The organism is Comamonas kerstersii, from assembly GCF_008801935.1.
Classification (GTDB): Bacteria; Pseudomonadota; Gammaproteobacteria; order Burkholderiales; family Burkholderiaceae_C; genus Comamonas; species Comamonas kerstersii.
The window spans coordinates 568,186-595,173 of record NZ_VZOT01000001.1; the positions used below are offsets into that span (position 1 = coordinate 568,186).

Here is a 26,988-nt window from a genome sequence, read left to right on the forward strand (position 1 = left end):
AAAACGCTGAAGGCACTTGCTCAGTGCCTCCAGCGTCCTGCGCTTCCGCCGTCAGGCAGCGCTATGCAATCTGGGCAGCTTGCACGGAACGCTGCGCCTGCAGCAAGGCGGCTGCTTCACGGGCGGCCACACGGCCTTCATCGGTAGGAATCACCCAGATTTCCACAGAGCTATCCGGTGCGTGCACGGCATAGGCTTCCTTGCCTGTGGCTTCCTGGTTGCGCTGTGCATCCAGACGAATGCCCAGCCAACTGAGCCGCTCACACACATGCTCGCGCAGCACCGCATCGTTTTCACCAATGCCGCCGCTGAAGGCCAGCGCATCCAGCCCGCCCAGGCAGGCCACCAGCGCGCCGGTCTCGCGAATCACGCGGTGTGTGAACTGGTCAATCGCACGCTGGGCGTTTTCGCTGCCGTCGGCACGCAGCTTGCGCATGTCAGCAGAAATGCCGGACACCCCCAGCAGACCGCTTTGCTTGTAGAGCAGCTTTTCCATCTGCGCATAGCTCCAGCCCTGCTCCATCAGATACAGCAGCACACCGGCATCGAGTGCACCGCTGCGCGTGCCCATCATCAGGCCATCGAGCGCAGAGAAGCCCATGGTGGTTGCCACACTGTTGCCCGCCAGCGCCGCGCACAGGCTGGCGCCATTGCCCAGGTGCGCCATCACCACGCGGCCACGGCCACGGATGGTGCGCTCCTGCAGCACGGACATGATGTACTGGTAGGACAGGCCATGAAAACCATAGCGGCGCACCCCCTGGTCCTGCAGCGCCTTGGGCAGGGCAAAGGCATAGTCCACCTCAGGCATGGTGGCGTGATAGGCTGTGTCAAAGCAGGCGATCTGCGGCAACTGCGGAAACGCCGCCCGGAACTGGCGAATGCCTTCCAGGTTGTGCGGCTGGTGCAGTGGTGCCAGTGAATTAAAGGTCGCGAGCTTTTCCAGCACTGCATCAGTCACCAGCACCGATGCCGTGAACACGCCACCACCATGCACCACACGGTGCGCAACGGCCTCGATGTCTGGCGCAGCTTCCAGACGATCGATCAGCGCACGCACGCCCTGCAGCGCTGCTGCAAACGAGGTGCTGCCAGCACTGACATTCAGTGGCTCGGCATGTTTTTTCCCCAGATACGCCCAGCTCATCATGGGTGAGCCCTGAGGCTCCAGCCCCTGGATGTTGCCGGACAGTACAAAGGGCTGCACCTGCCCGTCCTTGAGTGGGTGCAGGGAAAATTTCAGCGAGGAAGACCCCGCATTCACGGCAAGAATGGCCATTGTCAGACTCCCCTTCAGGTTCAACCCAGCTTCCAGGCGTTTTCGGCGCGCTGCTTGCGCTTTTCATGCGCTGCCAGCAGTGCCAGCACGCAGGACGCTACACGGGCGCGTGGACCATCGGCACGGCTGGTCAGCGCAATCGGCACATGGGCTCCCAGCACCAGCCCGGAGCCAGATGCATGCGCCAGATACTCGAGCTGCTTGGCCACCATATTGCCGCTTTCCAGATCCGGCACCATCAGAATATCGGCCTGCCCAGCCACTCCGGAGTCAATGCCCTTGATGCGCACCGCATCCGTGGACACGGCGTTGTCAAACGCCAGCGGGCCATCGAGCTCACCGCCCTTGATCTGGCCACGGTCTGCCATCTTGCACAGGGCGGCAGCGTCCAGTGTGGAAGGAATGCTGGGGGTGACGGTTTCCACCGCTGAGAGGATGGCCACCTTGGGCTTTTCCGTGCCCAGCACGCGTGCAAAGTCGATGGCGTTCTGCACAATGTCCACCTTTTCCAGCAGGCTGGGGCGAATGTTGATGGCTGCATCGGTGATCAAGAGTGGTTTGTCGTACAGCGGCACATCAAAGCGGAAGATGTGCGAGAGGCGCCGCCCCGTGCGCAGTGCCGGCTGAGCCAGCACGGCCTTGAGCAGCTCGTCGGTGTGCAGGCTGCCCTTCATCAGAATTTCCACATCCTGACGTGCTGCCATGGCCGCTGCCAGCTCTGCTGCTGCGTGGCTGTGCTCCACGGAAATGATTTCCACGCCGTCGAGGTTGATACCAGCTTCCTCCGCCACGCGGCGAATACGCCCCTCAGGACCAATCAGCACGGGAATGATCAGGCCATGGCGGGCTGAGTCCATGGCACCGCTGAGCGAGCCTTCATCGCAGGGGTGTACCACGGCGCAACGCACAGCCTCCAGCGACTGCACACGGGCCAGCAAGTCTTTCTGGCGTGCTTCGGGGTCAAACAGCTGGATGCGCGGCGCATCAATGCGCTGCACTTTGACTTTCTGGGTCGGTGGCATCAGCTTGGCTTCACCCTTGAGCACCACCTCGCCCTTCTGGTTGGTCACCAGACAGTCCATCTTGACGCGTTTTTTCTCGTCGTCCTTTTCCGCCACCGTGGCCAGCACCGTCAGGGTGTCACCGATACGCACAGGCCGGGTGAACTTCAGCTCCTGCCCCAGATAAATCGTGCCCGGGCCAGGGAACTGTGTACCAAACAGGGCTGAAATCAGGGCTGCCCCCAGCATGCCGTGGGCAATCACGCCATGGAACATGGTGCTGTCGGCATATTCTGCGTTCAGGTGTGCGGGGTTGATGTCACCAGACACCGCCGCAAATGCCTGGATGTCCTCTAGGCACACTGTGCGCAGCAGGCGCGCACTTTGCCCCACCGTCAATTCGTCATAGGTGACGTTTTCCATCCATTCAGTCTCTGGTGCGTTCGTATGCATTCGGATGTTCTCCCTTTGTCTTTGTGTGGTGTGCGGATGACGGACTGCCCTGGCAGCATGGCCTGTGCAGTTTTCAGAATCAATCCACGGCGTGGACGCCACCGTCCACATAAATGGTCTGACCTGTCATGCCAGAGGCAGCGTCAGAGCACAGAAAAGCGCTGAGCTGTGCGATTTCTTCCAGCGTCACCAGACGCTGCAGCGGGGCCTTGGCCTGTGCTGTGGCCATGAGTTCGTCAAAGTCGGCAATGCCGGATGCGGCGCGCGTCAAGATAGGGCCAGGCGAGACCGCATGCACCCTGATGTTCTTAGGTCCCAGCTCCATGGCCATATAGCGCACCATGGACTCCAGAGCCGCCTTCACTGGCCCCATCACGCCATAGTTGGGCACGGCTTCATCGGCCCCCAGATAGCTCATGGACAGCAGGCTGCCGCCCTCAGGCATATGGGGTACGCAGAGCTTTGCCAGTTCAGCAAAGGAATGGCAGGAGACGCTCATTGCACGCGCGAAGCCTTCACGCGAGCTGTCCACCACATCACCGTGCAGATCTTCGAGTGGCGCCCAGGCAATGGAATGGATCACAAAGTCCAGCTTGCCGAACTTGTCTACCGCATGCTGCACCAGTGCTTCGAGCTGGCCAGGCTCTTCCACATTGCAGTTGACGAGATCCACGCCAATGGGTGATGTCAAAGGCTCTACCCACTTGCGGGCCTTGTCGTTCAGGCAGGCCGCCACGATGTCCGCCCCCAGTGCACGCGCCAGGGAGGTACATCCCCAGGCGATGGAACGGTCGTTGGCAATACCAAGCACCAGGCCTTTTTTGCCAGCCAGGCTGAACAGCGATGGAGAAATCATGGTTGAGGACTGCAAGAAGTTGGAAGAACTAGAGAAAGCGGCGCAGGTCTGCGCCAGCACATGGCACAGACCTGCATGGACGGCATATGCCCGGCACCACCGCTGCTGCGCAGCAGAACATACACAGGTGGTGTGACAGGCTGAATACGAGGAAGCGGCTCAGCAGGTCTTAATCGGCGTAGCGCACCATGACGTATTCGCCCGGCGCATCGCACACCACCTTGTCAGCCTTGATGGGCTTGGCCTTGATGGGAGCGCCTGAGCGCTGCTTGATCCAGCGGTCCATGGCCTCCCACCATGAGCCCTGCACCACAGGGGTCTGTGCCACCCAGTCGTCCGGATCGACCCAGCCCGCGCCATCTTCGACGCTGGCGATCTGGTAGCTGCGGCGCGGACGGCCAGGCTCTGACACGATGCCTGCGTTATGCCCGCCTGCCGCCAGCACAAAGCTAACGTGCGTATCTGTCTGCAGATGGATCTTGTAGACCGACTTCCAGGGTGAGACGTGGTCGCGCGTGGTGCCGACCACCATCATGGGCGCGTCAATATCCATCAGCGCCACAGTGGCCCCGGCAAAGCGGTACTGACCAGAGGCCAGCGCATTGTTCAGGAACAGCGAGGTCAGATACTCGTTGTGCATGCGGGCAGGCAGGCGTGTTTGGTCCGCATTCCAGCTCATCAGGTCAAAGCTGCTGTCTTCTTCGCCCATCAGATAGCGGCGTGTATTGCGGGACCAGACCAGGTCCTTGGAAGCCAGGAACTGAAAGGAGCCTCCCATCTGCTTGCCCGAGAGATAGCCCTGCTCATTCATGCGCTGGCGCAGATGGGCCAGTTGCTCTTCGTCGATAAACACGCCAAGCTCGCCGGGCTCAGAGAAGTCAGTCTGCGCCGCCAGCAGGATCACGGATGCCAGTTCCGGCAGATCGGCAGGAATCAGCGCCTGCTCCTTGGCCGTGCGGGTCTTCTTGCGCTTCAGACGCCCCAGCGCTGCCGCCACAATCGCCAGGAAAGTACCACCCAGACAGTAACCCATGGTGTGGATGCGGCTGGCACCCGTGTTGTCCTTGACGGCGGCCATGGCCTGCAGCACGCCAGTGCTCAGGTAGTCCTGCATCTTCAGATCACGGTCTGAGGCATCAGGATTGCGCCAGGAAATGATGAAGACAGTGTGGCCCTGCTCGACCAGGTACTTGACCATGGAGTTGTGCGGCGACAAGTCCAGGATGTAGTACTTCATGATGCAGGACGGAATGATCAGCACCGGCTCTGGCAGCACCTTGTCGGTGGCAGGGCTGTACTGGATCAGCTCGATCAGGTGGTTGCGGAACACCACCTTGCCCGGGGTGCAGGCCACGTCCTTGCCTACGGCGTAGGGCAAGGGCTCCAGCGCTTCTGCAGGCGTGTCTGGCCGGGCATTGCGTGCGGTTTCCAGGTCCTGCACAAACAGCTCCAAACCCTTGCGCAGGCTTTCGCCCTGCGTTTCCCGGGCCTTGGCCAGCACTTCGGGATTGGTCAGTGCCCAGTTCGAGGGGGACAGCGCGTCCATCCACTGCCGGGCAAAGAACTCCATGAGCTGGCGGTGGTGACGTGTCATGCCATCGACCTTGACGGCTTCGCGCCACCAGCTGTCTCCGGCCTTGAAACTTTCCTTCATCACGCTGCAGGGCCACTGCTGCCAGGCAGCGTCCTTAAAGCGTGCATCGCTTTCTCCCGCGGGCTGTGCCGTAGACTTGGCCGCCTGCTGCACCAGCTGTGCAGCGCGCTGCGCAAGCAGCATCTGCTTGCCAGGGGAAGAAGCCAGATGCAGCCACCAGTCTGCGGTGGCCAGCCCCAGGGCAATGGGCGACAAGCCCATGGTCATATGGCTCATGGCCGCTCGTACGCGGTCATCCAGGGCCTGCGTCGCTTCTGTCTGCGAATCAGTTTGTATGTTTTCGACTACCACTTTGTTCCCATTGCAAAGTTACAGCTTGTCTCGTCTTTCACTTGCATTCTCAGGAAAAGCGGCATTCCTGCCAAATGCGAACCCGCCAATCTTGATATCCATCAAGACCGCAAAACCACAGCCTGCGCGCGTTGCATGGCAGAACACCCGCCTAAGCCCATCTTTGCGCCTCAGCCAGCACCATATGCGCCGCTTTTTCACCAAGCATGATGCAAGGCGCATTGGTGTTACCGCTGGTAATGCGCGGAAAGATGGAAGCATCCACCACACGCAGCCCTTGCACGCCATGCACGCGCAGCTGGTGATCCACCACATCCTGTGGCCCGGGCCCCATGCGGCAGGTCCCTACCGGGTGGTAGATGGTGTCGGCATACTGGCGTACCCAGTCTGCAATCTGCTCAGACGTCTGCGCCGCTGCGGAAGCTGGCAGCTCTCTGGCACCATGACGGGCCAGCGCTGGCTGCGCCAGAATGCGCCGCACGATCTGCACGCCACGCACCGTGCGCTGCAGATCATCTGCATCCGCAAGAAAGTTCGGGTCTACCGCTGGCAGCGTCAGCGGGTCTGCACTGCGCAGGCGCACCGTGCCCCGGCTGCGCGGACGCAGCACGCAGACATGGCAGGAGTAGCCATGGCCCCACACCGTCTTGCGCCCATGGTCAAGCAGTTTGGCCACCACAAAATGCAGTTGCAGATCAGGCAATGCTTCTTCGGGGCTGCTGCGCAAAAAAGCGCCGGCTTCTGCAAAATTGCTCGTCAAAATACCCGTGCGGTGACGCCACCACTCCCATGCGCCTTGCGCCAGATGCCAGCCGCCAGACAGCGACAGACCAAACGACTGCGTCAGCTGCGGTGCATCCAGCACCAGCGTAGCGTCCAGGTGGTCATGCAGATGGCTGCCCACACCCGGCAAATCATGTACCGGCGCTATACCGACTTCCTGCAGATGCGCTGCCGGGCCAATGCCCGAGAGCATCAGCACCTGTGGTGACAGCAAGGCACCCGCGCTGAGCAGCACTTCACGCCGCGCATGCACGATGTGGCGCACGCCGCCACGCACATACTCCACACCCGTGGCGCGCAGGCCCTGATCGCTGTGCTCCAGCACGATGCGCAGCACCTGTGCGCCCATGCGCACATGCAGATTGCGACGGTGCAGATGGGGCGTCAGATAGGCCTTGGCAGCGCTGCAGCGCTCCCCGCTTTTTTGCGTGACCTGATACAGGCCCACACCTTCCTGGCTGGCGGCATTGAAATCCGTGTTTGCGGGAAAGCCTGCCTGCACACCAGCTGCCACAAAATCCTGGCTCAAGGGGTTGGGCTGCTGCAGATCGGCCACGTTCAGCGGCCCGCCCTGGGCGTGAAATGCATCGGCACCACGCTCCTGGTGTTCGGCCTTGAGAAACCAGGGTTTGACGTCTTCCCATGCCCAGCCCGGATTGCCCTGTGCCGCCCACCAGTCAAAGTCTTCGGGCTGACCACGCAGGTAGATCATGGCGTTGATGGAGCTGCTGCCTCCCAGCCCCTTGCCACGTGGCTGATAGCCCACGCGGCCGCCCAGCCCCGGCTGCGGCACGGTTGCCATGGACCAGTTGAAATGCCCGGTCTTGGCCAGCCCGGCCAGCCCGCCCGGGCATTGCAGCAAGGCGGAATCATCGGCACCACCTGCCTCCAGCACGCAGACCTGATGCAGACCCGATTCACTGAGCCGCCCCGCCAGCACACTGCCTGAAGAACCTGCACCAATCACGATGTAGTCAAACGCTTCTCCCATGTCACCCCCTGATGAACAAGACGCTTACGTTACGCATTCTGTCAATGTCTTGGGATACCATCTTTCACGCATACCAACCACAAAGGGAGATAGAACCGTGAGTATTCAGACCGTAGGTATCGTAGGTGCAGGCACCATGGGCAATGGCATTGCACAGGCATGTGCAGTCGCAGGCATTCCCGTGGTGATGGTGGACATTTCCGAAGCCGCCGTCCAGAAAGGGCTGGCCACCATTGCTGGCAGCCTTGACCGCCTGATCAAGAAGGAAAAAATCACGGCGGCCGACAAGGACAAGGCGCTGTCGCTGATCAAGACCTCCACCAGCTACGACGACCTCAAGGCAGCACAGCTGGTCATTGAGGCCGCCACGGAAAACTACGACCTCAAGGTCAAGATCCTGCAGCAGCTCGACAGCCTGCTGACCCCTGAGGCGCTGATGGCCTCCAACACTTCTTCCATCTCCATCACCAAGCTGGCAGCCGTCACCCAGCGTGCGGACAAGTTCATCGGCATGCACTTCTTCAACCCCGTGCCCATGATGAAGCTGGTGGAGATCATCCGTGGCCTGCAGACCAGCGATGCCACACATGACGCGGTCAAGGCGCTGGCGGAAAAGCTGGGCAAGACACCGATTACCGTCAAGAACGCGCCCGGCTTTGTGGTCAACCGCATTCTGGTGCCCATGATCAACGAGGCCTTCTACGTGCTGGCCGAAGGCACGGCCACGCCCGAAGACATTGACGAGGGCATGAAGCTGGGCTGCAACCACCCCATTGGCCCACTGGCACTGGCCGACATGATTGGTCTGGACGTGTGTCTGGCCGTGATGGAGGTCTACCTGGAAGAGTTTGGCGACAGCAAGTACCGCCCCTGCTACCTGCTGCGTGAAATGGTGGCTGCTGGCCGTCTGGGCCGCAAGACCGGCCAGGGCGTCTACACCTACTAAGTCCTACCCAGCGTGCCGCACAGTGGCATGCCCAACCAAGCGCCAGCCGCAGCCTTGCTGCCTGGCGCTTTTTTGTCATCCTTGCCTACAGCAAGGTCTGGCACGGCGTCTTACATTGCTCCTCATCCCATGAACGGCACGGTTTGTGTGCCGTTGGTTTTTTCAACTTGCATAACCCAAGGAAATGCCATGACCCAGCAACTGGACAAAGTGCTCTACACCGCACGCACTCACACCACCGGAGGACGCGAAGGCGCGGCGCGCAGCGATGATGGCAAGCTGGACATTCAGCTGTCCGCCCCCGGCAGCAGCGGCACGGGCACCAACCCCGAGCAGCTGTTTGCTGCAGGCTACTCCGCCTGCTTCATTGGTGCACTCAAGGCCGTGGCTGCACGTCAGAAAATCAGCCTGCCGCAGGATTTGTCGATCGATGCCGAGGTCGATCTCGGCCCCGTCGGTCAGGCCTATGGCATTGCCGTGCGCATGACCATCCGCCTGCCAGGCATGGACCATGCCCAGGCACAGCAACTGGTGGATGCAGCCCACGAGGTCTGCCCCTACTCCAATGCCACGCGCGGCAATGTGCCCGTGACGCTGACGGTGGCTTGAGGCCTACGGCTGCAGCAGCGCCTCTGGCTCAGCCACGTACTGCTGCGTAGCCAGGTCAAACCGGCCTTCAAAGTACAGCGGCCCGGCAATATCGCTGCTGCGATAGCGCGCCAGCCACAGCGCGTCGGCCTGCGCAGCATGCAGCGGCCCACCGGGCACGCTGGATTGCAGGGCCTGCAGCGCCTCGGCCAGTGGCAGCCGCCGGCCGTAATGCCCCAGCGTGATGTGCGGCACATAGTGCCAGCCGGGGTAAGGCATGCGCGCCATCAGTGCCTCATGTGCGATGTGCAGCGCAGGGCTGTGCGATAGCGCAAGATACGGGACGGTCGAAAAACTGCCCACGCCCTGCAGCTGCCAGGCAAAAGGCGGCAGCTGCGCTGCCTGCAGGGCCTGCACATCGGCAAGCAGCTGCAGCAGGCCAAACTCAGCCTGCGTATCTGCTGCATCGCGCGGCATCAGCCCACGGTAGGCCAGCGTGATATGCGGCTGGCGTGCATAGCGTGGCAGCAGCCAGGGCCGCAGCGCACTGCGCGCTACCTGCACCAGCGCCTGTACCCGGGGCGCTTCAGCACGCACCACCCAGACCCCACACCAGGGGCGACCCTGGTGCCACTCGGCAAAATCGCGATCCTCACAGACCTCGGTATGGGCAATCGTTGGCATACATGCAGATGACGGAGCAGGCGCTGCACCTGCATAAAAAACCATAGCTTGCAGCGCTTGCAAATGCTTGATTTCAGATAAAAATCACTCTGAAATCAATATTAATCAAGCGCTAAAAGCTATCTTTAAAAGAGCAAACCGGGTAATTCCCAGTACGCCCTGCAAGCTTAACGCCAGTTAGACGCGCCACCATGGCGGCATGAAACTGGCCCTGTTCTCAGACATCCACAGCAATCTGCAGGCGCTGCAGGCCTGCATGGCCCACGCACAGGCGCAAGGTGCCACCCAGCTGGCCTTTCTGGGCGACATGGTGGGCTATGGCGGCGAGCCCACGGCTGTGCTCGACACCATCATGCGGGCCGTGCAGGCGGGTGCCTGGGCGGTGCGCGGCAACCACGACGATCTGGCCCTGCTCCCACCCAGTCAGATCCAGCACGTGGGCGAACAGGGCGCGCTCTGGACCCATGCCCAGCTCAGTCCGGCGCACAAGGATTTTCTGGCGCAGCTACCGCTGTTGAGCCAGCACGAACACCTGCTGCTGGTGCATGCCAGCGCCCACCATCCCGAGCGCTGGCCCTATGTGGACAGCAGCCTGATGGCCGAGCGCAGCATGGCGGCCGCCAGCGATATGGACATCAACATCCGCTACGTCTTCAGCGGCCATGTGCACCAGCAGGCGCTGTACTACCTCACGCCCACGGCCAAGCTCATGCGCTTTGTGCCGCAGCCTGGCGTGCCCATTCCCGTGCCCGCACACCGGCAATGGCTGGCCATCGTGGGCTCCTGCGGTCAGCCGCGCGACGGTGATGTGCGCGCCATGTACGCCATGTATGACAGCCAGGCCGCCACCCTGACCTTTTACCGCGTGCCCTACGACCATGGCGCTGCCATGCAGGCCATCCGGCACAGCGAGCTGCCCAATGCCTTTGCCGACCGTCTGGAGCAGGGGCAATGAAAAAGCGCACGCCGGGCACAGAGATTGACGGCTTCATCATTGACGACTGCGTCCACGCAGGCGGCATGGCCCACATCTACAGCGTGCGCTATGCGCAGCCAAAGGCCGCATCACCGGGCTTTCCGATGGTGATGAAAATCCCGCGCATGACAGCCGGTGACGGGGCGGAGAACATCGTCAGCTTTGAGGTAGAGCTGCAAATCCTGCCTGCGCTGCACGGCCCCCATGTGCCGCAGTTTGTGGCCGCAGGCGACCTGCTGCGCGTGCCCTACATCGTCATGGAGCACATGGCGGGCCAAACACTGCAGCACTGGCTGGATCAGCCACAGCCCCTGCCCATAGAAACGATTACCCAGCTGGGCACGGCCATGGCCCAGGCCGCCCACAGCCTGCACCAGCAAAACTGCTGCCACCTGGATCTGAAGCCCGGCAATGTGCTCATTCAGAACAGTGGCAATGCCGTACTGCTGGACTTTGGCCTGTCCTGCCACGCCCACTACCCGGATCTGCTGGCCGAAGAGCTGCGCAAGGCCGTCGGTTCCCCTGCCTGGATAGCCCCTGAGCAAATCGTGGGCGTGCGCGGCGATATCCGCAGCGATATCTTCGCCATCGGCGTCATGCTCTACGAGCTCACCACCGGCGAGCTGCCCTTTGGAGCACCCACCACCCAGGCCGGTCTGCGCCAGCGCATGTGGATGGCTCCCACACCACCGCGAGCGCTGCGCGCCGATGTGCCGGACTGGCTGCAGGAAATCATTCTGCGCTGCCTGGAGCCTGAAGCCGCACAGCGCTACCCCAGCGCGGCGGAACTGGCCTTTGACCTGAGCCACCCGCAGCAAGTGCCCATCACCCAGCGCGGCCTGCGGCTCAAAGGCATTTCCTTTTTCGGCAAGCTGCGCCGCTGGCTCAGGGCCGCTGGCATGGAATACCACCCCAGTCCCTTGCCCTCGCAGCAGGCTGCGGACGTGCCCATCCTCATGGTGGCCGTGCCGCACAAGGATGTGACCGATGCCACACTCTACAGCCTGCGCCAGGCCGTGGCGCGCTCGCTGTCCACGCGGCCGGGGGCGCGGCTGGCGGTGGTGACCGTCATTTCCCCTGCTGCCAGCAGCAGCACGGACAGCAGCCGCAGCGAAACCGCCCTGCACCGCATGCACCTGGCACGGCTCAAGCAATGGGCGCAGGGCCTGGAAACCGGGGGACACGGGGTGAGCTACCACGTGCTGGAATCCGGTGATGTGGCGCAGGCCCTGGTGCGCTACGCAGAGGGCAACAACGTAGGACTGATCATCATGGGTGCCGCCACCCACGGCCTGCAGCTGCAGCGCTGGATTGCGACTGTGCCCATGCGCGTGGCACGCGATGCGCCCTGCACCGTCATCCTCGTCAAGCAGCAGCTGCCTTTTACGGCACTGCACCGGGCCAACACTTCATATCCTGAAAATTAGAACAAGCGTCTTGTTTTTGACACGCCGCCCGAAATTCACTTTTTTCTTTTTGGGAGCAACGACCTATCGCAAAAACATCAGATTTTTTTGCATTCATTTGCAGTCACAGCGTTCGAAATGTGAAATTTTTTGTTACAACGACGGGATGCGTATTGCTGCTCTAGACGACGATCCCATTTTCCTCAAGCTGGTGGAGGCGACCATTCATCAGATGGGCCATGCCACCATCCTGTTTGAAACAGGAGAAGACCTGCTTCGCGCCATGCGCCGCGAAAGCTTTGACCTTCTGATCGTTGACTGGCTGCTGCCAGGACTGAGTGGCATTGAGGTGGTTCGTGCACTGCGCGAAGCCGGAGGCAGCAAGCTGCCTATCCTGTTTGCCAGCCAGTGCAATGAGGAAAAAGACATCGTCGCCGCCTTCAATGCCGGGGCGGATGACTTCATGACCAAGCCTTTGCGCGTGCAGGAGCTGATGGCACGTGTCTCCGCGCTGATGCGCCGTGCCTATCCCGACGTATCCACCATGCGTCTGGACTTTGACCCTTATCGCCTCGAGCCACACACCCGCACGGTCTATCTCAAGGAACAGCCTATTGAACTCAAGCACCGTGAGTACGAGCTGGCGGAATTCCTGTTCCAGAACTGCGGTCGCCTGCTCTCGCGCAACCACCTGACCGAAGCGGTCTGGGGCAGCACCCCCCCTTCCCCATCCCGCACGCTGGACACCCATGCCTCGCGGCTGCGCACCAAACTCCAGCTGGGCCAATACCATGGCCAGGGCAGCATCTACCTGCTCAGTGCCATCTATGGGCTGGGCTATCGCATGGAGCTCCTGCCTGCGCCCGAGATGGCACAGGCCACCACTGCCAGTTAACGGCCGTCAATTGCGCTGGCACTGTGGCTTTGCGTCACGCGCCTTGGCTGTGCAGCAGATAATGCTGCAGGCCGTGCAGCACCTGTGGACTGCAGTCTTTCAATGCCAGCATCTACCCCGCAGGGCCTTCACCCGTCTTCATGACTGGATATGCAGCACCAAAGCTCCACGTTCCGCAAGCGCTTCGCGCTGAGCCTGACTGCCAAAATCGTGCTGCTGGTCAGTGCCATGGGCATTGCCTTTGCACTGATTTCCACCTATGCCACCTGGCAGATTCAGCGCATTGAAGTTCAGTACCGCGCTCTGCTGCAAACACAGTCCGCCGCCAAGCATGAAGTCGGCATGCTGTACCAGTATCTGAGCGATGCGTCCACCCTGATCTATGAAGTCCTCACCACCGGTGACATGGAGCAGGCCTTTGTGGCCAAGGAGCGCCTGCATCAGCTGCAGCAGGCTTTCGACCAGGACGCACAGGACATCCAGCGCATGACACAGGGCCACACTCCCAGCCTGGAAGCCGTCACCACACAGGCGCAGCGTTTTTTTGCAGCAGGCCATCACTCCCTTGACGCCTATTTGCAATGGAATATTGACCGCCCGCTGCACATCCTGGCCCAGGAGCTGTCCCCGACCCTGAGGCAGCTGCGCCATGAAATGGAGAGTCTGCGCCAGCAGACCGATGCCTATTTCGAGCATGCCTCCCGCACGCTGATTCAGCAGACACAGCACACACTGAGCCTGACCAACTGGACTGGCTGGCTCAGTGTGCTGCTGATCTTCGCTTACGCCGCATGGCTGGCATGGCACAACATTTCACTGCCTCTGCGGCAGCTCACGCACAGCATGCAGCGCATGAGCCGGCAGGAATACCACATTCCCATTCATGGCCAGGAACGCCATGATGAAATCGGCACCATGGCGCGCACCCTGCAGGGCCTGAACACGGCACTGCAGCAAGCCCAGGCGCTGCAGGCACAGCTGCAGCAGCAACAGCAGAAAAACCTGCTCATCGAGCAGCTGCAGGCACTGACCAGTGCACTGCCCGGCGCCGTCTTCCAGGTGCATCTGTTTGCCGACGAGTCATGGCAGCTGCGCTTCGTCAGTCCGCAGTGGACACACCTCATGGGACTGGAAGCCGATGCAGATCACAGCATTGAAGCCGCATCCCACTACTTTCGCCACTACAACCAGCAAGTGATGGCGCGTATCAAGCAGCACTTTCTGAACAGCGCCAAGACCCTGCAGCCCGTGAATTTTGAGGTATCCATGCAGATGCTCGACGGCGTCAACCGCTGGATCAAGACCCGAGCCAATCCGCATGTGGAAGCCGACGGCAGCATTGTGTTCAACGGCGTCTGGCTGGACGTCACCAAAGAAGTGATTCAGGCCCAGGCCCTGAACAAGGCCAAGCGCCAGGCCGAACAAAGTGCGGCGGAGCGCACGGCCATGCAGGCAGCCATCAGCCATGAAATTCGTACACCGCTGAATGCCATTCTGGGCCTGACGCAGCTGTTGCTGAAGGCAGAGCTGCCGCAGACGCAGCGCGAACAGCTGTACAACGTGCTGCGCGCCGGTCAGCACCTGCGTGGCATCGTCAATGAAGTGCTGGATTTCTCCAAGATCGACGCTGGTCAGCTCAAGCTGGAGAGCACCGACTTCAGCCTGGAGACGGTGGTGCTCGACGTGCTGAGCATGTGCCAGGAAGAAGCCAGCAAAAAGGGGCTGACACTGCACTACAAGATCGCGCGCGAAGTGCCCGACAGCCTGCGCGGAGATCCGCACCGCATTGCGCAAATCCTGCTGAACTACGTCAACAACGCCATCAAGTTCACCGCCAGCGGGCATATCGACATCACCATACGGCTTGACCCCGGCAGCAGCCTGCACCGCATCATGCTGCACGCCAGCGTGAGAGACACTGGCCCCGGCATTCCTGCCGACCATATTCCGCTGCTGTTCGAGGCCTATCAGCAGGCTGACAACTCCATCACGCGCCGCTACGGCGGCACAGGACTGGGTCTGGCCATCTCCCGTGCGCTCGCCCAGCTCATGGGTGGCACAGTGGGGGTGCAAAGCACCGTAGGAGCGGGCAGCAACTTCTGGTTCACGGCCGTGCTGGAGCCTGCACGCAGCATCGTGCAACGCACGCCCGCAGCGCAGGCGCCAGCGCATGCCATCCCTGTGGACTGGCAGGGCCTGCGGGTGCTGGTGGTCGATGACAACGCCCTCAACCGAGCTGTGGCCGAAGGCATGCTGCATGCCATCGGCCTGCAAACCGATGTGGCGGAAGATGGTGCGCAGGCGCTGATGAAGCTGCAGTCCTTCGGCCCGCAATACTTCAGCTGCGTGCTGATGGACATGCAGATGCCACACATGGACGGTATCAGCGCCACCCGCGCACTGCGGCAGCTGCCCGGATTTGAGCACTTGCCCGTCATTGCCATGACGGCGCATACCGCAGTGCAGGATGTAGAGCGTTCGCTGGCAGCAGGCATGAATGCCCATCTGAGCAAGCCCCTGCTGGAATCTGCGCTGCACACCGTGCTGCAGAAATGGCTGGGTGCGGCTGCACGACCCAGCTCTATGGATGAGATGCGCACCTGCACGCAGGCCGATACGCTGCCACCGGTCTTTGATGCCTCCGCCATGGATGCGCTGGCACAGTTGTTTGATGCCACCAAGCTGGAGCAGCTGGTGACCCAGTTCACCACCGACACACTACAGCGCGCAAAACAATTGCCGCAGCTCGCACAGCAGCACGACTGGCAGTGCATGCACGCAGAAGCGCACAAACTGACGGGCACGGCCGCCACTTTCGGGTTGATGCAGCTGGGGCATTTTTCCAGCGCACTGTCTGCGGCCCTGAAAGAGGGGGATACCGCCCAGATCGAAGCTCTGGCCAGCCAGGCCTGTGCAGCAGCAGAAGCCGGGGTGACAGCACTCGAAGGCTATAGCAGCGCCTAAACAGACGATGCGCCTGCTGGCACGAAGATCATGTGCCGTGCGCCGTCAGCACATGCCGCGGATACGGCACTCCGGCACCACATTGCCTTGCGCATCACGCCACTGCACAGCGCCCGGGGCGGAGGTGGCAGGCTGCGGCTGCTGTGGTGCTGCAGATTCCGGCACCGCTTGCTTCTGAGGGGCTGCATGCGGGTCATGCAGCACGGTGGATGTGCCCACACCTGCTCCCACGTGTGCGCCACCACCGACGGAGGTGGAGACACCTACACCCGCATTGCCAGTCACCTGTCCCCGCTGGTTCACGCCCACACCCACGCCGACCGGGCCCACACCCGTGCTGACACCAGCAGAGACTCCACCTGTTCCCATGCCCACGCCGACGCGAAATGGCCCCACAGGCACACCTACCCCGACACCCGCCGAGGTTACACACCCCGCCAGCAAGCTGCCAGCCATCAAAGTCAGAAACAGTGTTTTCATGCCTGCCATTGTCCGCCGCTCGCCTTCCCTGCACAAATTGCGGGCACTTTCACCTGCCATCATCTTCACAAAAAATAGCTGCCTGCGCTTGCTGCATAAGCGCTTAAGCCATTTTTCATGCATAAAAAAGCCCCAGCACCTGAAGCACTGGGGCGATGGTCACACAGCGATCAAGCTCAGACCAGCAAGGCGTTCACACGCTTGACGTAAGCGGCAGGATCTTCGGGGATGCCACCTTCGGCCAGCAGCGCCTGGTCAAACAGGATGTGCGCCAGATCGTGGAAATGCACGCTGCCGTCCAGCTTCTTGACCAGGGCGTGCTCGGGGTTCACTTCCAGCACAGGCTTGGTCTGTGGCACGGTCTGGCCGGCCTGCTTGAGCATGCGGGCCAGCTGGGTGCTCATGCCGTCTTCGGTCACGACCAGGCAGGCGGGCGAATCCACCAGACGGGTGGTCACGCGCACGTCTTCGGCCTTGTCCTTGAGCGCTTCTTTGAGCTTGGCCAGCACGGGCTTGAAGGCTTCGGCTGCTGCTTCGGCGGCTTTCTTCTCGGCTTCGTCCTGCAGCTTGCCCAGGTCTACCGCGCCCTTGGCCACAGACTGCAGCGGCGTGCCGTCAAAGTGCGTGAGGTAGTTCAGTGCCCACTCGTCCACACGGTCGGTCATGAGCAGGACTTCAATGCCCTTTTTCTTGAACACTTCCAGCTGGGGGCTGTTCTTGGCAGCAGCCAGGGTTTCGGCGGTGATGTAGTAAATCGCCTCCTGGCCTTCCTTCATGCGAGCCTTATAGTCGGCCAGCGAGACGGACACCGTGTCCGACGTGGTCGATGCAAAGCGCAGCAGCTTGGAGATGCGCTCCTTGTTGGCGAAGTCTTCGCCCAGGCCTTCCTTGAGCACCGCGCCAAACTCGGCGTAGAACTGGCTGTACTTGCCTTCCTTGGCCTTGTCTTCTTCGCTGACCACATCGGTCACGCCCTCGGCATCGGTGGCGGCTTCATGCTTGTCGTGCTTGGCCAGGTCTTCCAGCATGCCAAGCACACGCTTGACCGAGCCATCACGGATCAGCTTCACATCACGGCTTTCCTGCAGCAGCTCGCGGCTGACGTTCAGCGGCAGGTCGGCCGAGTCAATCACGCCCTTCACAAAGCGCAGATAGCCAGGCATCAGCGCATCGGCATCGTCCATGATGAACACGCGCTTCACATACAGCTTCACGCCCGCTTTCTTGTCGCGGTGGTACAGGTCAAACGGTGCCTTGGCAGGGATGTACAGCAGCTGGGTGTACTCGGTGTTGCCCTCGACGCGGTTGTGGCTCCAGGTCAGCGGGTCGTCATAGTCGTGGCTAATGGCCTTGTAGAACTCCTTGTACTGCTCTTCGGTGATGTCCTTCTTGGCGCGGGTCCACAGGGCGCTGGCCTTGTTGACGGTTTCCCATTCGCCGGTCTTGACCATGCCACCAGGCTGATCGTTCTCGCCGTCCTTCCACTCTTCCTTTTCCATCAGGATGGGCAGGCTGATGTGATCGGAGTACTTGTTGATGACTTGCTTGAGCTTCCAGCCATTGAGGAATTCTTCGGCATCGTCACGCAGATGCAGCGTAATGCTGGTGCCACGCTCGGCGCGCTCGATCTGCTCGACTTCAAAGTCACCCGTGCCACCGCTGATCCAGCGCACGCCCTCAGACGCTGGCAGCCCTGCACGGCGCGACTCCACGGTGATCTTGTTGGCCACGATAAAGCCCGAGTAGAAACCCACGCCGAACTGACCAATCAGCTGGGCATCGCTCTTCTGGTCGCCGCTGAGCTTTTCCATGAAGGCCTTGGTGCCACTCTTGGCAATCGTGCCCAGGTTGTCGATGGCTTCCTGCTGGCTCATGCCAATGCCGGTGTCGGCAATGGTGATGGTCTTGGCATCCTTGTCGAAGGACACGCGCACTTCCAGATTGGGCTGGTCGCCATAGAGGCTGCTGTCGTTCAAGGCTTCAAAGCGCAGCTTGTCGCAGGCGTCCGAAGCGTTGGAGATCAGCTCACGCAGAAAGATCTCGGGGTTGGAGTACAGCGAGTGGGTCACCAAATGCAGCAATTGCGCCACTTCGGCCTGGAAAGAATGGGTTTGCTTGCTCATGTTTTTATCAGTTGCTGTCAGAAGTGAATACCAAATTGCAAAGCCAGACATCTGGCACAGGCTGGCATGTGGGGCCCCAAACCACCATTTCAAGAGCACCACAGGGCAGCCCAAAGACAATACTTGCAACCACACCACAAGAACCTAAAAAAGAATTGTTCTTACTCAGGAATACAATTCGCCCGCCCCGCAATTGGGTGGGGCATTCCCCCTGAAATTTCTCATGTCCAACGCCCCAAAAACATCTAACAAAGGCGTGCACAGCGAACTGACCTCCCTGCAAGTGGCTCTGGCCACAGGTCTGTGCATTGCTGGTGCCACTGCTTTTGCCCAGGAAACTGCTACCCTGTCGACTGTGACGGTGACGGATAGTGCTGCCCCCAGTGTCAAGAGTGATGAAGCTGTCTCCAGCAAATTCACAGTTCCGTTGCTGGACGTACCGATGACCGTCAATATCATCAATGACATCGTCATCGAAGAAACTGGGGCAACCAACCTGCAAGAAGCGCTACGTACCGTTCCCGGCATCACTTTTGGCAATGGTGAAGGCGGCAACCCCACTGGCGACCAGCCCTTCATCCGTGGCATGGATGCTCAGTCCAGCACCTTTGTGGATGGCATGCGTGACATCGCCGCCGGTTCGCGCGAAGTGTTTAATCTGGAAGCGATCGAAGTGGTCAAGGGCGCCGACTCGACCTATGCCGGCCGTGGTGGTGCAGGTGGCTCTATCAATATGAGCACCAAGAAAGCCAAGGATGGAGACTTCATCCATGGTGAAGTAGGCTTGGGCACTGACAGCTACAAGCGCACTACGCTGGACTTCAACCGCAAGCTGAACGACACGACAGGTTTCCGTCTGAATGCCATGGCACATGACGCCGATATACCTGGCCGCGACGGCCCTACCAATAAGCGCTGGGGTATTGCACCGACCATCACTTTTGGGATGGGTACGCCCACGGAAGTCACGCTGGGATGGCAGCATCTGCAGACCGATGACATCCCAGAAAGCGGTATTCCTTATCTGTACGGCAACAACAAGCAAGGATCAACCACGGAAACTGCGGCCGGAACACCCTCAGTCTCCACCCTCCCTGGCGGCAGCAACGTACGCCCTACCTATGGCAACAGCCGTAAAAACTGGTATGGACTGGTTGACCGAGATTTCAGCAAAGAAAAAAGCGATCTCTTCACTGCCAGCGTGGAGCACAAGCTCACTGAAACCAACAAGTTCCGCAATACGCTGCGCTACAGCAAATCCAAGCAGGACTACCTCTGGACACAGCCCGATGACAGCAAAGGCAATGTGCTGAATGGTTATGTATGGCGTCGTGGCAATGCCCGCAGCGCCGAAGTCACCACCCTGCAGAACGTGGCGGAATTCACAGGCAAGGCCCAGACTGGCGATATCGGTCATAGCTTCGCGGCAGGCTTGGAACTGTCCAAGGAAAAGTCAGATGCCCGTGCTGCCGCAGTGCAAACTGGCGGCACATGCAACGCGGTGAGTATGTGGTGTGCTTCGCTGAATAGCCCAGATATTCATACGCCCTGGACTGGCAGTTACACCCTGCCTACACAAGCCACGCGCAATCAGATCGACACGATTGCACTTTATGGTTTTGACACTATTGAGTTGAACAAACAGTGGTTGCTGAACGCAGGCCTGCGACTTGACCACTATAAGCTGCAAGCTTCCGGGCCGGCAGGTGGTCGTGCGCCCAACACATATCCAGCCTACGATCTGGAGCGCACGGATACTTTGTTCAACTACCAGGTGGGCGTGGTCTACAAGCCAGCGTCCAACGGCAGCATTTACGCCAATCTGAGTACATCTTCTCGCCCGGGCGGCTCGACGCTGGGCAATGGCAATGAAGATTTGACGACCAACACCAATGAGCAGGCAGATCTGAGCCCAGAAAAGACGCGCTCTATCGAGTTTGGAACAAAGTGGGATTTACTGAATAAGAAGCTGGGGGTAACTGCCGCAATTTTCCGCAACGAAGTCACCAATGTACGCATCACCGAAAACGGTGAAACCTACATGGGAGGCAACAAGGTGGTCAATGGCCTGGAGTTGGGATTCAACGGCCAAATTGCCAAAAACTTCAGCTTGTTTGGTGGCTATACCTACATGGATAGCAAACAAAAGGACATGGGCCAAGACAATATCGCCAACGGCCTGCCCTTTACCAACACGCCTAAACACAGCTTTACATTGTGGAGCAGCTACAAGCCCAGCCAGCAGCTGACACTGGGCCTTGGCATCTACACACAAAGCTCTGTCAATGCAGCTTATGTGCGAGCCAACGATGGCGGCATCGTCACCAAGGGGGCCAGCGGCTATGCCCGCTATGACGCCATGGCCAGCTACCAGTTCAACCCCAATCTGGCACTGCAAGTCAACGTCTACAACCTGACAGATAAGGTGTACTACAGCGGCGTGCGCTCTACGCACTATGCGACCATCGCTCCCGGCCGCTCTGCCGTTGCCACCCTCAAGTTCACTTACTGAGGACTGTGAGCCAGGCCTAGATTGACCTGGGCAGACAGCGCTGAACAAAGCCCCGCCAGCACCTGCTGCAGCGGGGCTTTTCCATACATACTGCATGCCATGGCTGTGTGATGTGCATGCTTTGTTGAAAAAGGTTGAGCCACCATGATGCTCCGAATCCCCGCCCTCCTCACCCCTGAAGAAGTTCGCGAATGCCGCCAGGCCATGGAAGCGGCCAACTGGCAGGATGGCCGCACCACGGCGGGACATCTGGCGGCCAGGGTCAAAAGCAATCTGCAGTTGCCCGTTGACAGCCCGCTGGCGCAGAAGATGGGCACCCTGATTCTGGACAAACTGTCGCGCAACCCGCTGTACCTGTCTGCGGCGCTGCCGCTGCGTGTGCTGCCCCCGCGCTTTAACCGGTATGAAGGTGGCGGCACTTATGGCAACCACATTGATAACGCGCTGTTTGTGATTCCGGGCACAGCCATCAAGGTGCGCACCGATGTGTCCACCACCGTCTTCTTCAGCGACCCCGACGAATACGAAGGCGGTGAGCTGATCATCGAAGACACGTTTGGCCACCAGAGCGTCAAGCTCGCGGCAGGCGATGCCATTCTCTACCCCGGCACCAGCCTGCACCGCGTCAACCCGGTCACCCAGGGCACGCGCTATGCCTCGTTCTTCTGGACGCAAAGCCTGGTGCAGTCCGACGAGCAACGCCGCCTGCTGTTTGACCTGGACCAGTCCATCCAGCAGCTGACTGCGGACTGCCCTGATCACCCCAGACTGTCTGCGCTGTCCGGCACGTATCACAACCTGCTGCGCATGTGGTCGCAGGCATGATGGAGCACACCATGCGCAACGCCCTGGGTGAAGCAGTACGCGCCGCACACACGCAGATTCCGGCAGACATCCGCTGCGCGGCGGATTACGAACGCCATGCCATTCACCACATCGCGGCACAGGCCTGGCAGCACATCCAGAGTGGTGCCGACCAGAACCTGACGCTGGCGCACAACCGCGCGGCACTGGATGCGCTGCGGCTGGTTCCGCAGCCCGTGGCCGATCTGCGCCATGCCCATACCCGCATCGAGCTGCTGGGTCAGACGCTGGCCAGCCCTCTGCTCCTGGCTCCTGTGGCCTACCAGCGGCTGGTGCACCCAGAAGGTGAGCTGGCGACCGTCCGCGCGGCCATGGCCTTGCAGACGGGCATGGTGGTGAGCACGCTGTCGAGCTTTACGCTGGAGGAAATTGCACAGGCGGGGCAGGTGGCTGCCACGGAAATGGGCCACAGCACGCCACGCTGGTTCCAGCTCTACATGCAGCCTGCGCGTGAGCACAGCCTGCAGCTGATCCGTCGTGCAGAAGCTGCGGGCTACACCGCTATCGTCTGGACGGTGGATGCCTCCATCAAACGCTCTGGCTTTGCGCTGCCGCATGGCGTGGAAGCGGCCAATCTGCGCGGCATGCCCAGCACGCAGCACACCCCGCCTTTGCTGGGGCCGATTCTGTTTGGCACCCCCCTCATACAGCAGATCCCCACCTGGGATGACCTGCGCTGGCTGCGCGCCCAGACACAGCTGCCCATCATCGTCAAAGGCATTCTGTCGCCTGCACAGGCGCAACAGGCCGTGGACCTGGGGGCGGATGCGCTGGTCGTTTCCAACCACGGCGGCCGCGTGCTGGATGGCGTGGTCAGCCCCATCGAGGTTCTGCCCGCGATCGCACAGGCCGTGCAAGGTCAGGTGCCGCTGCTGCTGGACAGCGGTGTGCGCCATGGCACAGACGTGGTCAAAGCGCTGGCGCTGGGTGCCAGCGCCGCGCTGATTGGACGCCCGCAGCTGTATGCACTAGCCACCGCCGGACTGGTTGGAGTGGCCCACCTGCTGCACCTGCTGCGTGCTGAGCTGGAACTGACCATGGCCCAGCTGGGCTGCGCCACCGTGGCCGACATCACGCCCGCAGTGCTCTGGCAGCAGCGTTAAAGCATCTGCAATAAAAAAGGGAGCTGCTTGCACGCCCCCTTGCTTGTTTTCAGATAACTTTCATGCTGAATTGCTTATAAATTCAGCGCTGACAGCTCTCTTTTTTACTTCTTGTCGCCGAACTTGTCTTCCGGGCGAATGATCTTCACAGGCGCAGCCTTGCCCTTCAGTGCAGCAGGTGCATGGTAGGCACGAATGCCGCTGAAGGCGCGACGTGTCTCGCCCTCGCGGACCTCGAAGGAGCGCTCAAACTGCTGCTCACGCTGGTCGTCCTGGCGGGGGCCTTTGCCAAAGCCGGATTTACGTGCGGGACGATCGCCATCGCGGCGTGGCTTGTCAAAGCGTGGACGCTCGGACTGGCCAAAGCTGCCTTCTTCGCGGCGGGGACGGTCGCCGAACTTGCGCTCACCACGTGGTGCGCGGTCGTCACGTTCAAAGCGGGGGCGATCGCCTGCGCTGCGTTCCTTGTTGAAACGAGGGCGCTCAGACTGGCCAACGCCGCCTTCTTCGCGGCGAGGACGGTCACCGAACTTGCGCTCACCGCGTGGTGCGCGATCGTCACGCTCAAAGCGGGGGCGGTCGCCTGCGCTGCGTTCCTTGTTGAAACGAGGGCGCTCGGACTGGCCAAAGCCGCCTTCTTCGCGGCGAGGACGGTCACCGAACTTGCGATCACCGCGAGGTGCGCGGTCGTCACGTTCAAAACGGGGGCGGTCGCCATCGCGGCGTGGCTTGTCAAAGCGTGGGCGCTCGGACTGTCCAAAGCCACCTTCTTCGCGGCGAGGACGGTCGCCAAAGCTGCGTTCCTTGTTGAAATGCGGACGCTCACCGCCTTCACGGCGTGGGCCACGGTCTTCATTGAAGCGTGGACGCTCCGAGCGGCCAAAGCCGCCCTCGTCACGGTCACGGCGAGGACCGCTGCGATCATTGCTGAAACGGGGGCGATCGCCGCCCGCACTGCGACGATCTTCTTGCTGGAAGCGTGGGCGCTCTGAGCGGCCGAAGCCTCCCTCGTTGCGGTCACGACGGGGACCACCGGTGCGGTCTGTGCGGGGGGCTCCCTCCGAAGAGGAGCCACGGAATGGTTTGCGGTCTGAGGAAGACATGTCGGCTTACTGAGTTAGACCTCCATTGTCTTGCCCATGCTGTAGCCCTGTGCGGCAGTGGCCTATGCCACAGAGGCAGCAGGGGCACGTTTGATGGAGGTGAACAGCCCTTCGCGCAGGGCCTGCAGATCCAGCACACGCAGGCCGCCGTACTCCACCTTGAGCGCGCCATGGGCCTCCAGCGTAGCCAGTGCCTCGTTCACGCGCTGGCGTGACAGCCCCACAAGATACGCCAGTTCCTGCTGGGTGATGCGCAGCACCGAGCCCACGGCCGGATACAGCACGGGGTTGAACAAGGCGGCCAGGCTGCGCGCCACACGCACATCGGGGTTGCTGATACGGTCAATCTCCCGCGCTGCAATGAACTGCGCCAGCCGCTCGTTGAGCTGGTTCATGATGAAGCGGTTAAAGGCCAGCGAGTTGTCCAGCAGCCACTGAAAGGTCTCCAGCGAAATACCCGCCAGCACGCTCTTGCGCAGCGCCTGGATGTTGTAGCGATACGGCTCGCGCTTGAGGCAGGTGCCCTCCCCAAACCAGCCACCGGGCGGCACGCCAGCAAACGTCATGGTCAGGCCGTCGCTGTTGTCGGCACTCATCTTGAGCAGGCCATCAATCAGGCCCCACCAGTACTTCACGCTTTTGCCCGCGTGACAGACGTACTCGCCCGCGCAGGCTTCCGTCACCTGCAAGGCCGCAATCGCACGTTCCCGCTCCGCCGGCAGCAGCGAATGCAGCCAGGGGATGGCTGCAATCTCTTCAGCGGTGGCCAGACGACGACGTTGATACAGGGAAGTGCTGGAACTCATAACCCCAAGCATGCGCACAAGCCCGCCCCTGAGCAATGGGGTTTGCGACAACGCAGCACACGCCGTCATGCATGGCGCTCTGACTGAAATCAAATCGCAGCAAAAAACGACATCTTGCTGCGCTTTCCACGGAAAAACCCGATCAGGTCTTTCCCGAGAAAGTCGTTGCAAAGACAAGAAAGCGTCAAACCGCCACCTACCATGAACTTCAATCTGTGGGTTGTGCCGTGTGTGCGGCAGGCCTGTGACCCGTGCTTGCATGAAACTTTGAGGATCTGTGATGGCGACAACATTCCCGCACCTGTTGCTGCAGCATGCTGCCCAAAGGCCCGATGCTGTAGCCCTGCGCGAAAAGGAGTACGGCATTTGGCAGACATGGACATGGGCTGACGTCGCCCGTGACGTGCGCCACATGGCCTGCGGTCTGGCTGCACTGGGACTGGCCAAGGGGCAGAACCTGGCCTTCATCAGCGACAACCGTCCCCACGTCTACATGGGCTTTCTGGCCGTGCAGAGCATTGGCGCCGTCCCGATTCCGCTGTATCAGGATGCCGTGGCCCAGGAGATGTGCTTCGTCATCCAGGACGCAGAGATTGCCTTTGCCTTTGCCGAAAACCAGGAGCAGGTCGACAAGCTGCTGGAAGTGCGTGAAACCGTGCCCGGCATTCAGCACATCATCTACGACGACCCCCGCGGACTGCGCAAATACGCCGAGCCCGGCCTGATCAGCACCGAGCAGCTCAAGCAGATGGGTGCGATTTGGGACAAGGAGCACCCTGGCGTCTGGGACTCCATGGCGCAGTCCGTGCGCCCTGATGATGTGTCCATCATCCTCTACACCTCGGGCACCACCGGCAAGCCCAAGGGCGTGTGCCAGACCCATGCCAGCTTCATCGGATCCGCACAGGGCGGCGTGCAAGTCGATGGCCTCACCTCTGCGGACAATGTCATCTCCTACCTGCCGCCCGCCTGGGTGGGGGACCACCTGTTCTCTCTGGCGCAATGGATGGTGGCGGGCTTTACCATCAACTGCCCCGAGTCGGCCAACACCGTCAGCATCGACCTGCGCGAAATCGGCCCGACCTACTACTTTGCGCCCCCGCGTGTGTTTGAAGGCATGCTGACCTCCGTGTCCATCCGCATGGAAGATGCCGCAAAGCCCAAGCAGTGGCTCTACAACCGCTGCATGGAGCTGGCCAAGCGCGTCGGCGCGGACATTCTGGATGGCAAGCCCGTAGGAGCCTGGGACCGCTTCAAATACCGCCTGGGCGACCTGCTGATCTACGGGCCGCTGCGCAATGTCATGGGCCTGTCGCGCATCCGCGTGGCCTATACGGCTGGTGCTGCGATCGGTCCGGACCTGTTCAAGTTCTTCCGCTCCATCGGCATCAACCTCAAACAGCTCTATGGCCAGACCGAAACCTGCGCCTACGTCTGCATTCAGCAAAATGGCCAAGTCAAGCTCAACACCGTCGGCCAGGCCGCACCGGGTATTGAACTGAAGATTGCCGACAACGGCGAGGTGCTGGTCAAGGGTGTGTCCGTGCTCAAGGAGTACTACAAGCGCCCGGACGCCACGGCCGAAGTCATCGACGAGCAGGGCTACTTCCACACGGGCGATGCTGGCGTGATCGACGAAGACGGCCACCTGCGCATCATCGACCGCGCCAAGGACGTGGGCAAGATGAACACCGGCGCCATGTTTGCGCCTAACTACATCGAGAACAAGCTCAAGTTCTTCCCCCAGATCAAGGAAGCCGTGTGCTTTGGCCACCAGCGTGACCAGGTCTGCGCCTTTATCAACATCGACTACGAAGCCGTGGGCAACTGGGCCGAGCGCCAGGGCATTCCTTACGGCGGCTATGTGGACCTGGCATCCAAGTCGCAGGTGCTGGAGCTCATCAGCAACTGCATTGCACAGGTCAATGCCGACCTGGCCACGGAAGCAGGCATGGCCGACACCCAGGTCGCGCGCTTCCTCGTGCTGCACAAGGAGCTGGACCCCGATGACGACGAGCTGACCCGCACCCGCAAGGTACGCCGCAACTTCATTGCCGAAAAGTACGCCGTGCTGATTGATGCGCTGTACACCGGCAAGACCGAGCAGTTCATCGAGACCCAGGTGAAGTTTGAGGACGGGCGCACCGGCAGCGTCAGCGCCACGCTCCAGATCCTGGAGGCCAAGACCTACCCGGCCTCTCGCGCCGCAGCCTGAACCTAGCCAAGAGAT

The 26,988-nt window shown here is 61.0% G+C and carries 20 protein-coding genes; 10 read left to right on the forward strand and 10 right to left on the reverse strand.

The annotated features are described in order from the left end of the window. Positions 1-61: 61 nt before the first annotated feature. The 5 genes from F7P80_RS02690 to F7P80_RS02710 form a co-directional block, all read right to left on the reverse strand. Positions 62-1,279 carry an acetate/propionate family kinase gene (locus F7P80_RS02690; RefSeq protein WP_151042510.1) on the reverse strand — a complete coding sequence of 406 codons (1,218 nt, stop codon included), beginning with the start codon at positions 1,277-1,279 and terminating at the stop codon, positions 62-64. A 20-nt stretch (positions 1,280-1,299) separates the two neighbouring features. Next, a complete protein-coding gene (locus F7P80_RS02695) occupies positions 1,300-2,733 on the reverse strand; it encodes a bifunctional enoyl-CoA hydratase/phosphate acetyltransferase (protein WP_151042512.1) in 1,434 nt (477 codons plus the stop codon). Between the two features lie 79 nt (positions 2,734-2,812). After that, positions 2,813-3,589, reverse strand: coding sequence for an enoyl-ACP reductase FabI (gene fabI / locus F7P80_RS02700; protein WP_151042514.1), 777 nt, complete (start codon positions 3,587-3,589; stop codon positions 2,813-2,815). A gap of 169 nt (positions 3,590-3,758) precedes the next feature. Further along, positions 3,759-5,534: a PHA/PHB synthase family protein gene (locus F7P80_RS02705; RefSeq protein WP_282959014.1), complete on the reverse strand. Its 1,776-nt coding sequence runs from the start codon at positions 5,532-5,534 to the stop codon at positions 3,759-3,761. Positions 5,535-5,685: 151 nt separating this feature from the next. Then, positions 5,686-7,308, reverse strand: a complete 1,623-nt coding sequence (locus tag F7P80_RS02710) for a GMC family oxidoreductase (RefSeq protein ID WP_151042518.1) — start codon at positions 7,306-7,308, stop codon at positions 5,686-5,688. A gap of 97 nt (positions 7,309-7,405) precedes the next feature. On the opposite strand from F7P80_RS02710, the gene F7P80_RS02715 reads away from it, so the two are divergent. After that, a complete protein-coding gene (locus F7P80_RS02715) occupies positions 7,406-8,254 on the forward strand; it encodes a 3-hydroxybutyryl-CoA dehydrogenase (RefSeq protein WP_058879992.1) in 849 nt (282 codons plus the stop codon). A gap of 189 nt (positions 8,255-8,443) precedes the next feature. Continuing rightward, positions 8,444-8,863 carry an organic hydroperoxide resistance protein gene (locus F7P80_RS02720; protein WP_151042520.1) on the forward strand — a complete coding sequence of 140 codons (420 nt, stop codon included), beginning with the start codon at positions 8,444-8,446 and terminating at the stop codon, positions 8,861-8,863. 3 nt (positions 8,864-8,866) lie between these two features. On the opposite strand, the gene F7P80_RS02725 is transcribed toward F7P80_RS02720, so the two are convergent. Beyond that, positions 8,867-9,526 (reverse strand): 2'-5' RNA ligase family protein, encoded by a 660-nt coding sequence (locus F7P80_RS02725; protein WP_151042522.1) that lies wholly within the window; start codon positions 9,524-9,526, stop codon positions 8,867-8,869. Positions 9,527-9,725: 199 nt separating this feature from the next. Between F7P80_RS02725 and F7P80_RS02730 the strand changes: the two genes are divergently transcribed. The 4 genes from F7P80_RS02730 to F7P80_RS02745 all read left to right on the forward strand — a co-directional run bounded on the left by F7P80_RS02730 (position 9,726) and on the right by F7P80_RS02745 (position 15,767). Then, positions 9,726-10,481 carry a metallophosphoesterase family protein gene (locus tag F7P80_RS02730; RefSeq protein ID WP_151042524.1) on the forward strand — a complete coding sequence of 252 codons (756 nt, stop codon included), beginning with the start codon at positions 9,726-9,728 and terminating at the stop codon, positions 10,479-10,481. After that, positions 10,478-11,929 (forward strand): serine/threonine protein kinase, encoded by a 1,452-nt coding sequence (locus F7P80_RS02735; RefSeq protein WP_151042526.1) that lies wholly within the window; start codon positions 10,478-10,480, stop codon positions 11,927-11,929. The genes F7P80_RS02730 and F7P80_RS02735 overlap by 4 nt, the downstream gene beginning before the upstream one ends. Positions 11,930-12,074: 145 nt before the next feature. Then, positions 12,075-12,803 (forward strand): response regulator transcription factor, encoded by a 729-nt coding sequence (locus F7P80_RS02740; RefSeq protein ID WP_151042528.1) that lies wholly within the window; start codon positions 12,075-12,077, stop codon positions 12,801-12,803. A 150-nt stretch (positions 12,804-12,953) separates the two neighbouring features. Next, a complete protein-coding gene (locus F7P80_RS02745; protein ID WP_151042530.1) occupies positions 12,954-15,767 on the forward strand; it encodes an ATP-binding protein in 2,814 nt (937 codons plus the stop codon). 45 nt (positions 15,768-15,812) lie between these two features. On the opposite strand, the gene F7P80_RS02750 is transcribed toward F7P80_RS02745, so the two are convergent. Further along, a complete protein-coding gene (locus F7P80_RS02750; RefSeq protein WP_428840846.1) occupies positions 15,813-16,247 on the reverse strand; it encodes a hypothetical protein in 435 nt (144 codons plus the stop codon). Positions 16,248-16,423: 176 nt separating this feature from the next. After that, complete coding sequence (gene htpG / locus F7P80_RS02755; protein WP_151042534.1) at positions 16,424-18,370, reverse strand: molecular chaperone HtpG; 1,947 nt, start codon at positions 18,368-18,370, stop codon at positions 16,424-16,426. A 223-nt stretch (positions 18,371-18,593) separates the two neighbouring features. On the opposite strand from htpG, the gene F7P80_RS02760 reads away from it, so the two are divergent. The 3 genes from F7P80_RS02760 (at position 18,594) to F7P80_RS02770 (ending at position 22,849) form a co-directional block, all read left to right on the forward strand. Beyond that, a complete protein-coding gene (locus F7P80_RS02760; protein WP_151042536.1) occupies positions 18,594-20,882 on the forward strand; it encodes a TonB-dependent receptor in 2,289 nt (762 codons plus the stop codon). A gap of 144 nt (positions 20,883-21,026) precedes the next feature. Beyond that, on the forward strand, positions 21,027-21,707 hold the full coding sequence (locus F7P80_RS02765; RefSeq protein WP_151042538.1) for a Fe2+-dependent dioxygenase: 681 nt from the start codon (positions 21,027-21,029) through the stop codon (positions 21,705-21,707). Between the two features lie 11 nt (positions 21,708-21,718). Next, positions 21,719-22,849, forward strand: coding sequence for an alpha-hydroxy acid oxidase (locus F7P80_RS02770; protein WP_211371984.1), 1,131 nt, complete (start codon positions 21,719-21,721; stop codon positions 22,847-22,849). A 104-nt stretch (positions 22,850-22,953) separates the two neighbouring features. Here the strand turns inward: F7P80_RS02770 and F7P80_RS02775 are convergent, their stop codons facing one another. Together F7P80_RS02775 and F7P80_RS02780 are read right to left on the reverse strand one after the other, a co-directional pair. Beyond that, a complete protein-coding gene (locus F7P80_RS02775) occupies positions 22,954-23,952 on the reverse strand; it encodes a hypothetical protein (RefSeq protein ID WP_151042540.1) in 999 nt (332 codons plus the stop codon). Positions 23,953-24,014: 62 nt separating this feature from the next. Continuing rightward, positions 24,015-24,758 carry a Crp/Fnr family transcriptional regulator gene (locus tag F7P80_RS02780; protein WP_205245379.1) on the reverse strand — a complete coding sequence of 248 codons (744 nt, stop codon included), beginning with the start codon at positions 24,756-24,758 and terminating at the stop codon, positions 24,015-24,017. 280 nt (positions 24,759-25,038) lie between these two features. On the opposite strand from F7P80_RS02780, the gene F7P80_RS02785 reads away from it, so the two are divergent. Continuing rightward, a complete protein-coding gene (locus F7P80_RS02785; protein ID WP_151042542.1) occupies positions 25,039-26,973 on the forward strand; it encodes an AMP-dependent synthetase/ligase in 1,935 nt (644 codons plus the stop codon). Positions 26,974-26,988 lie beyond the last annotated feature (15 nt).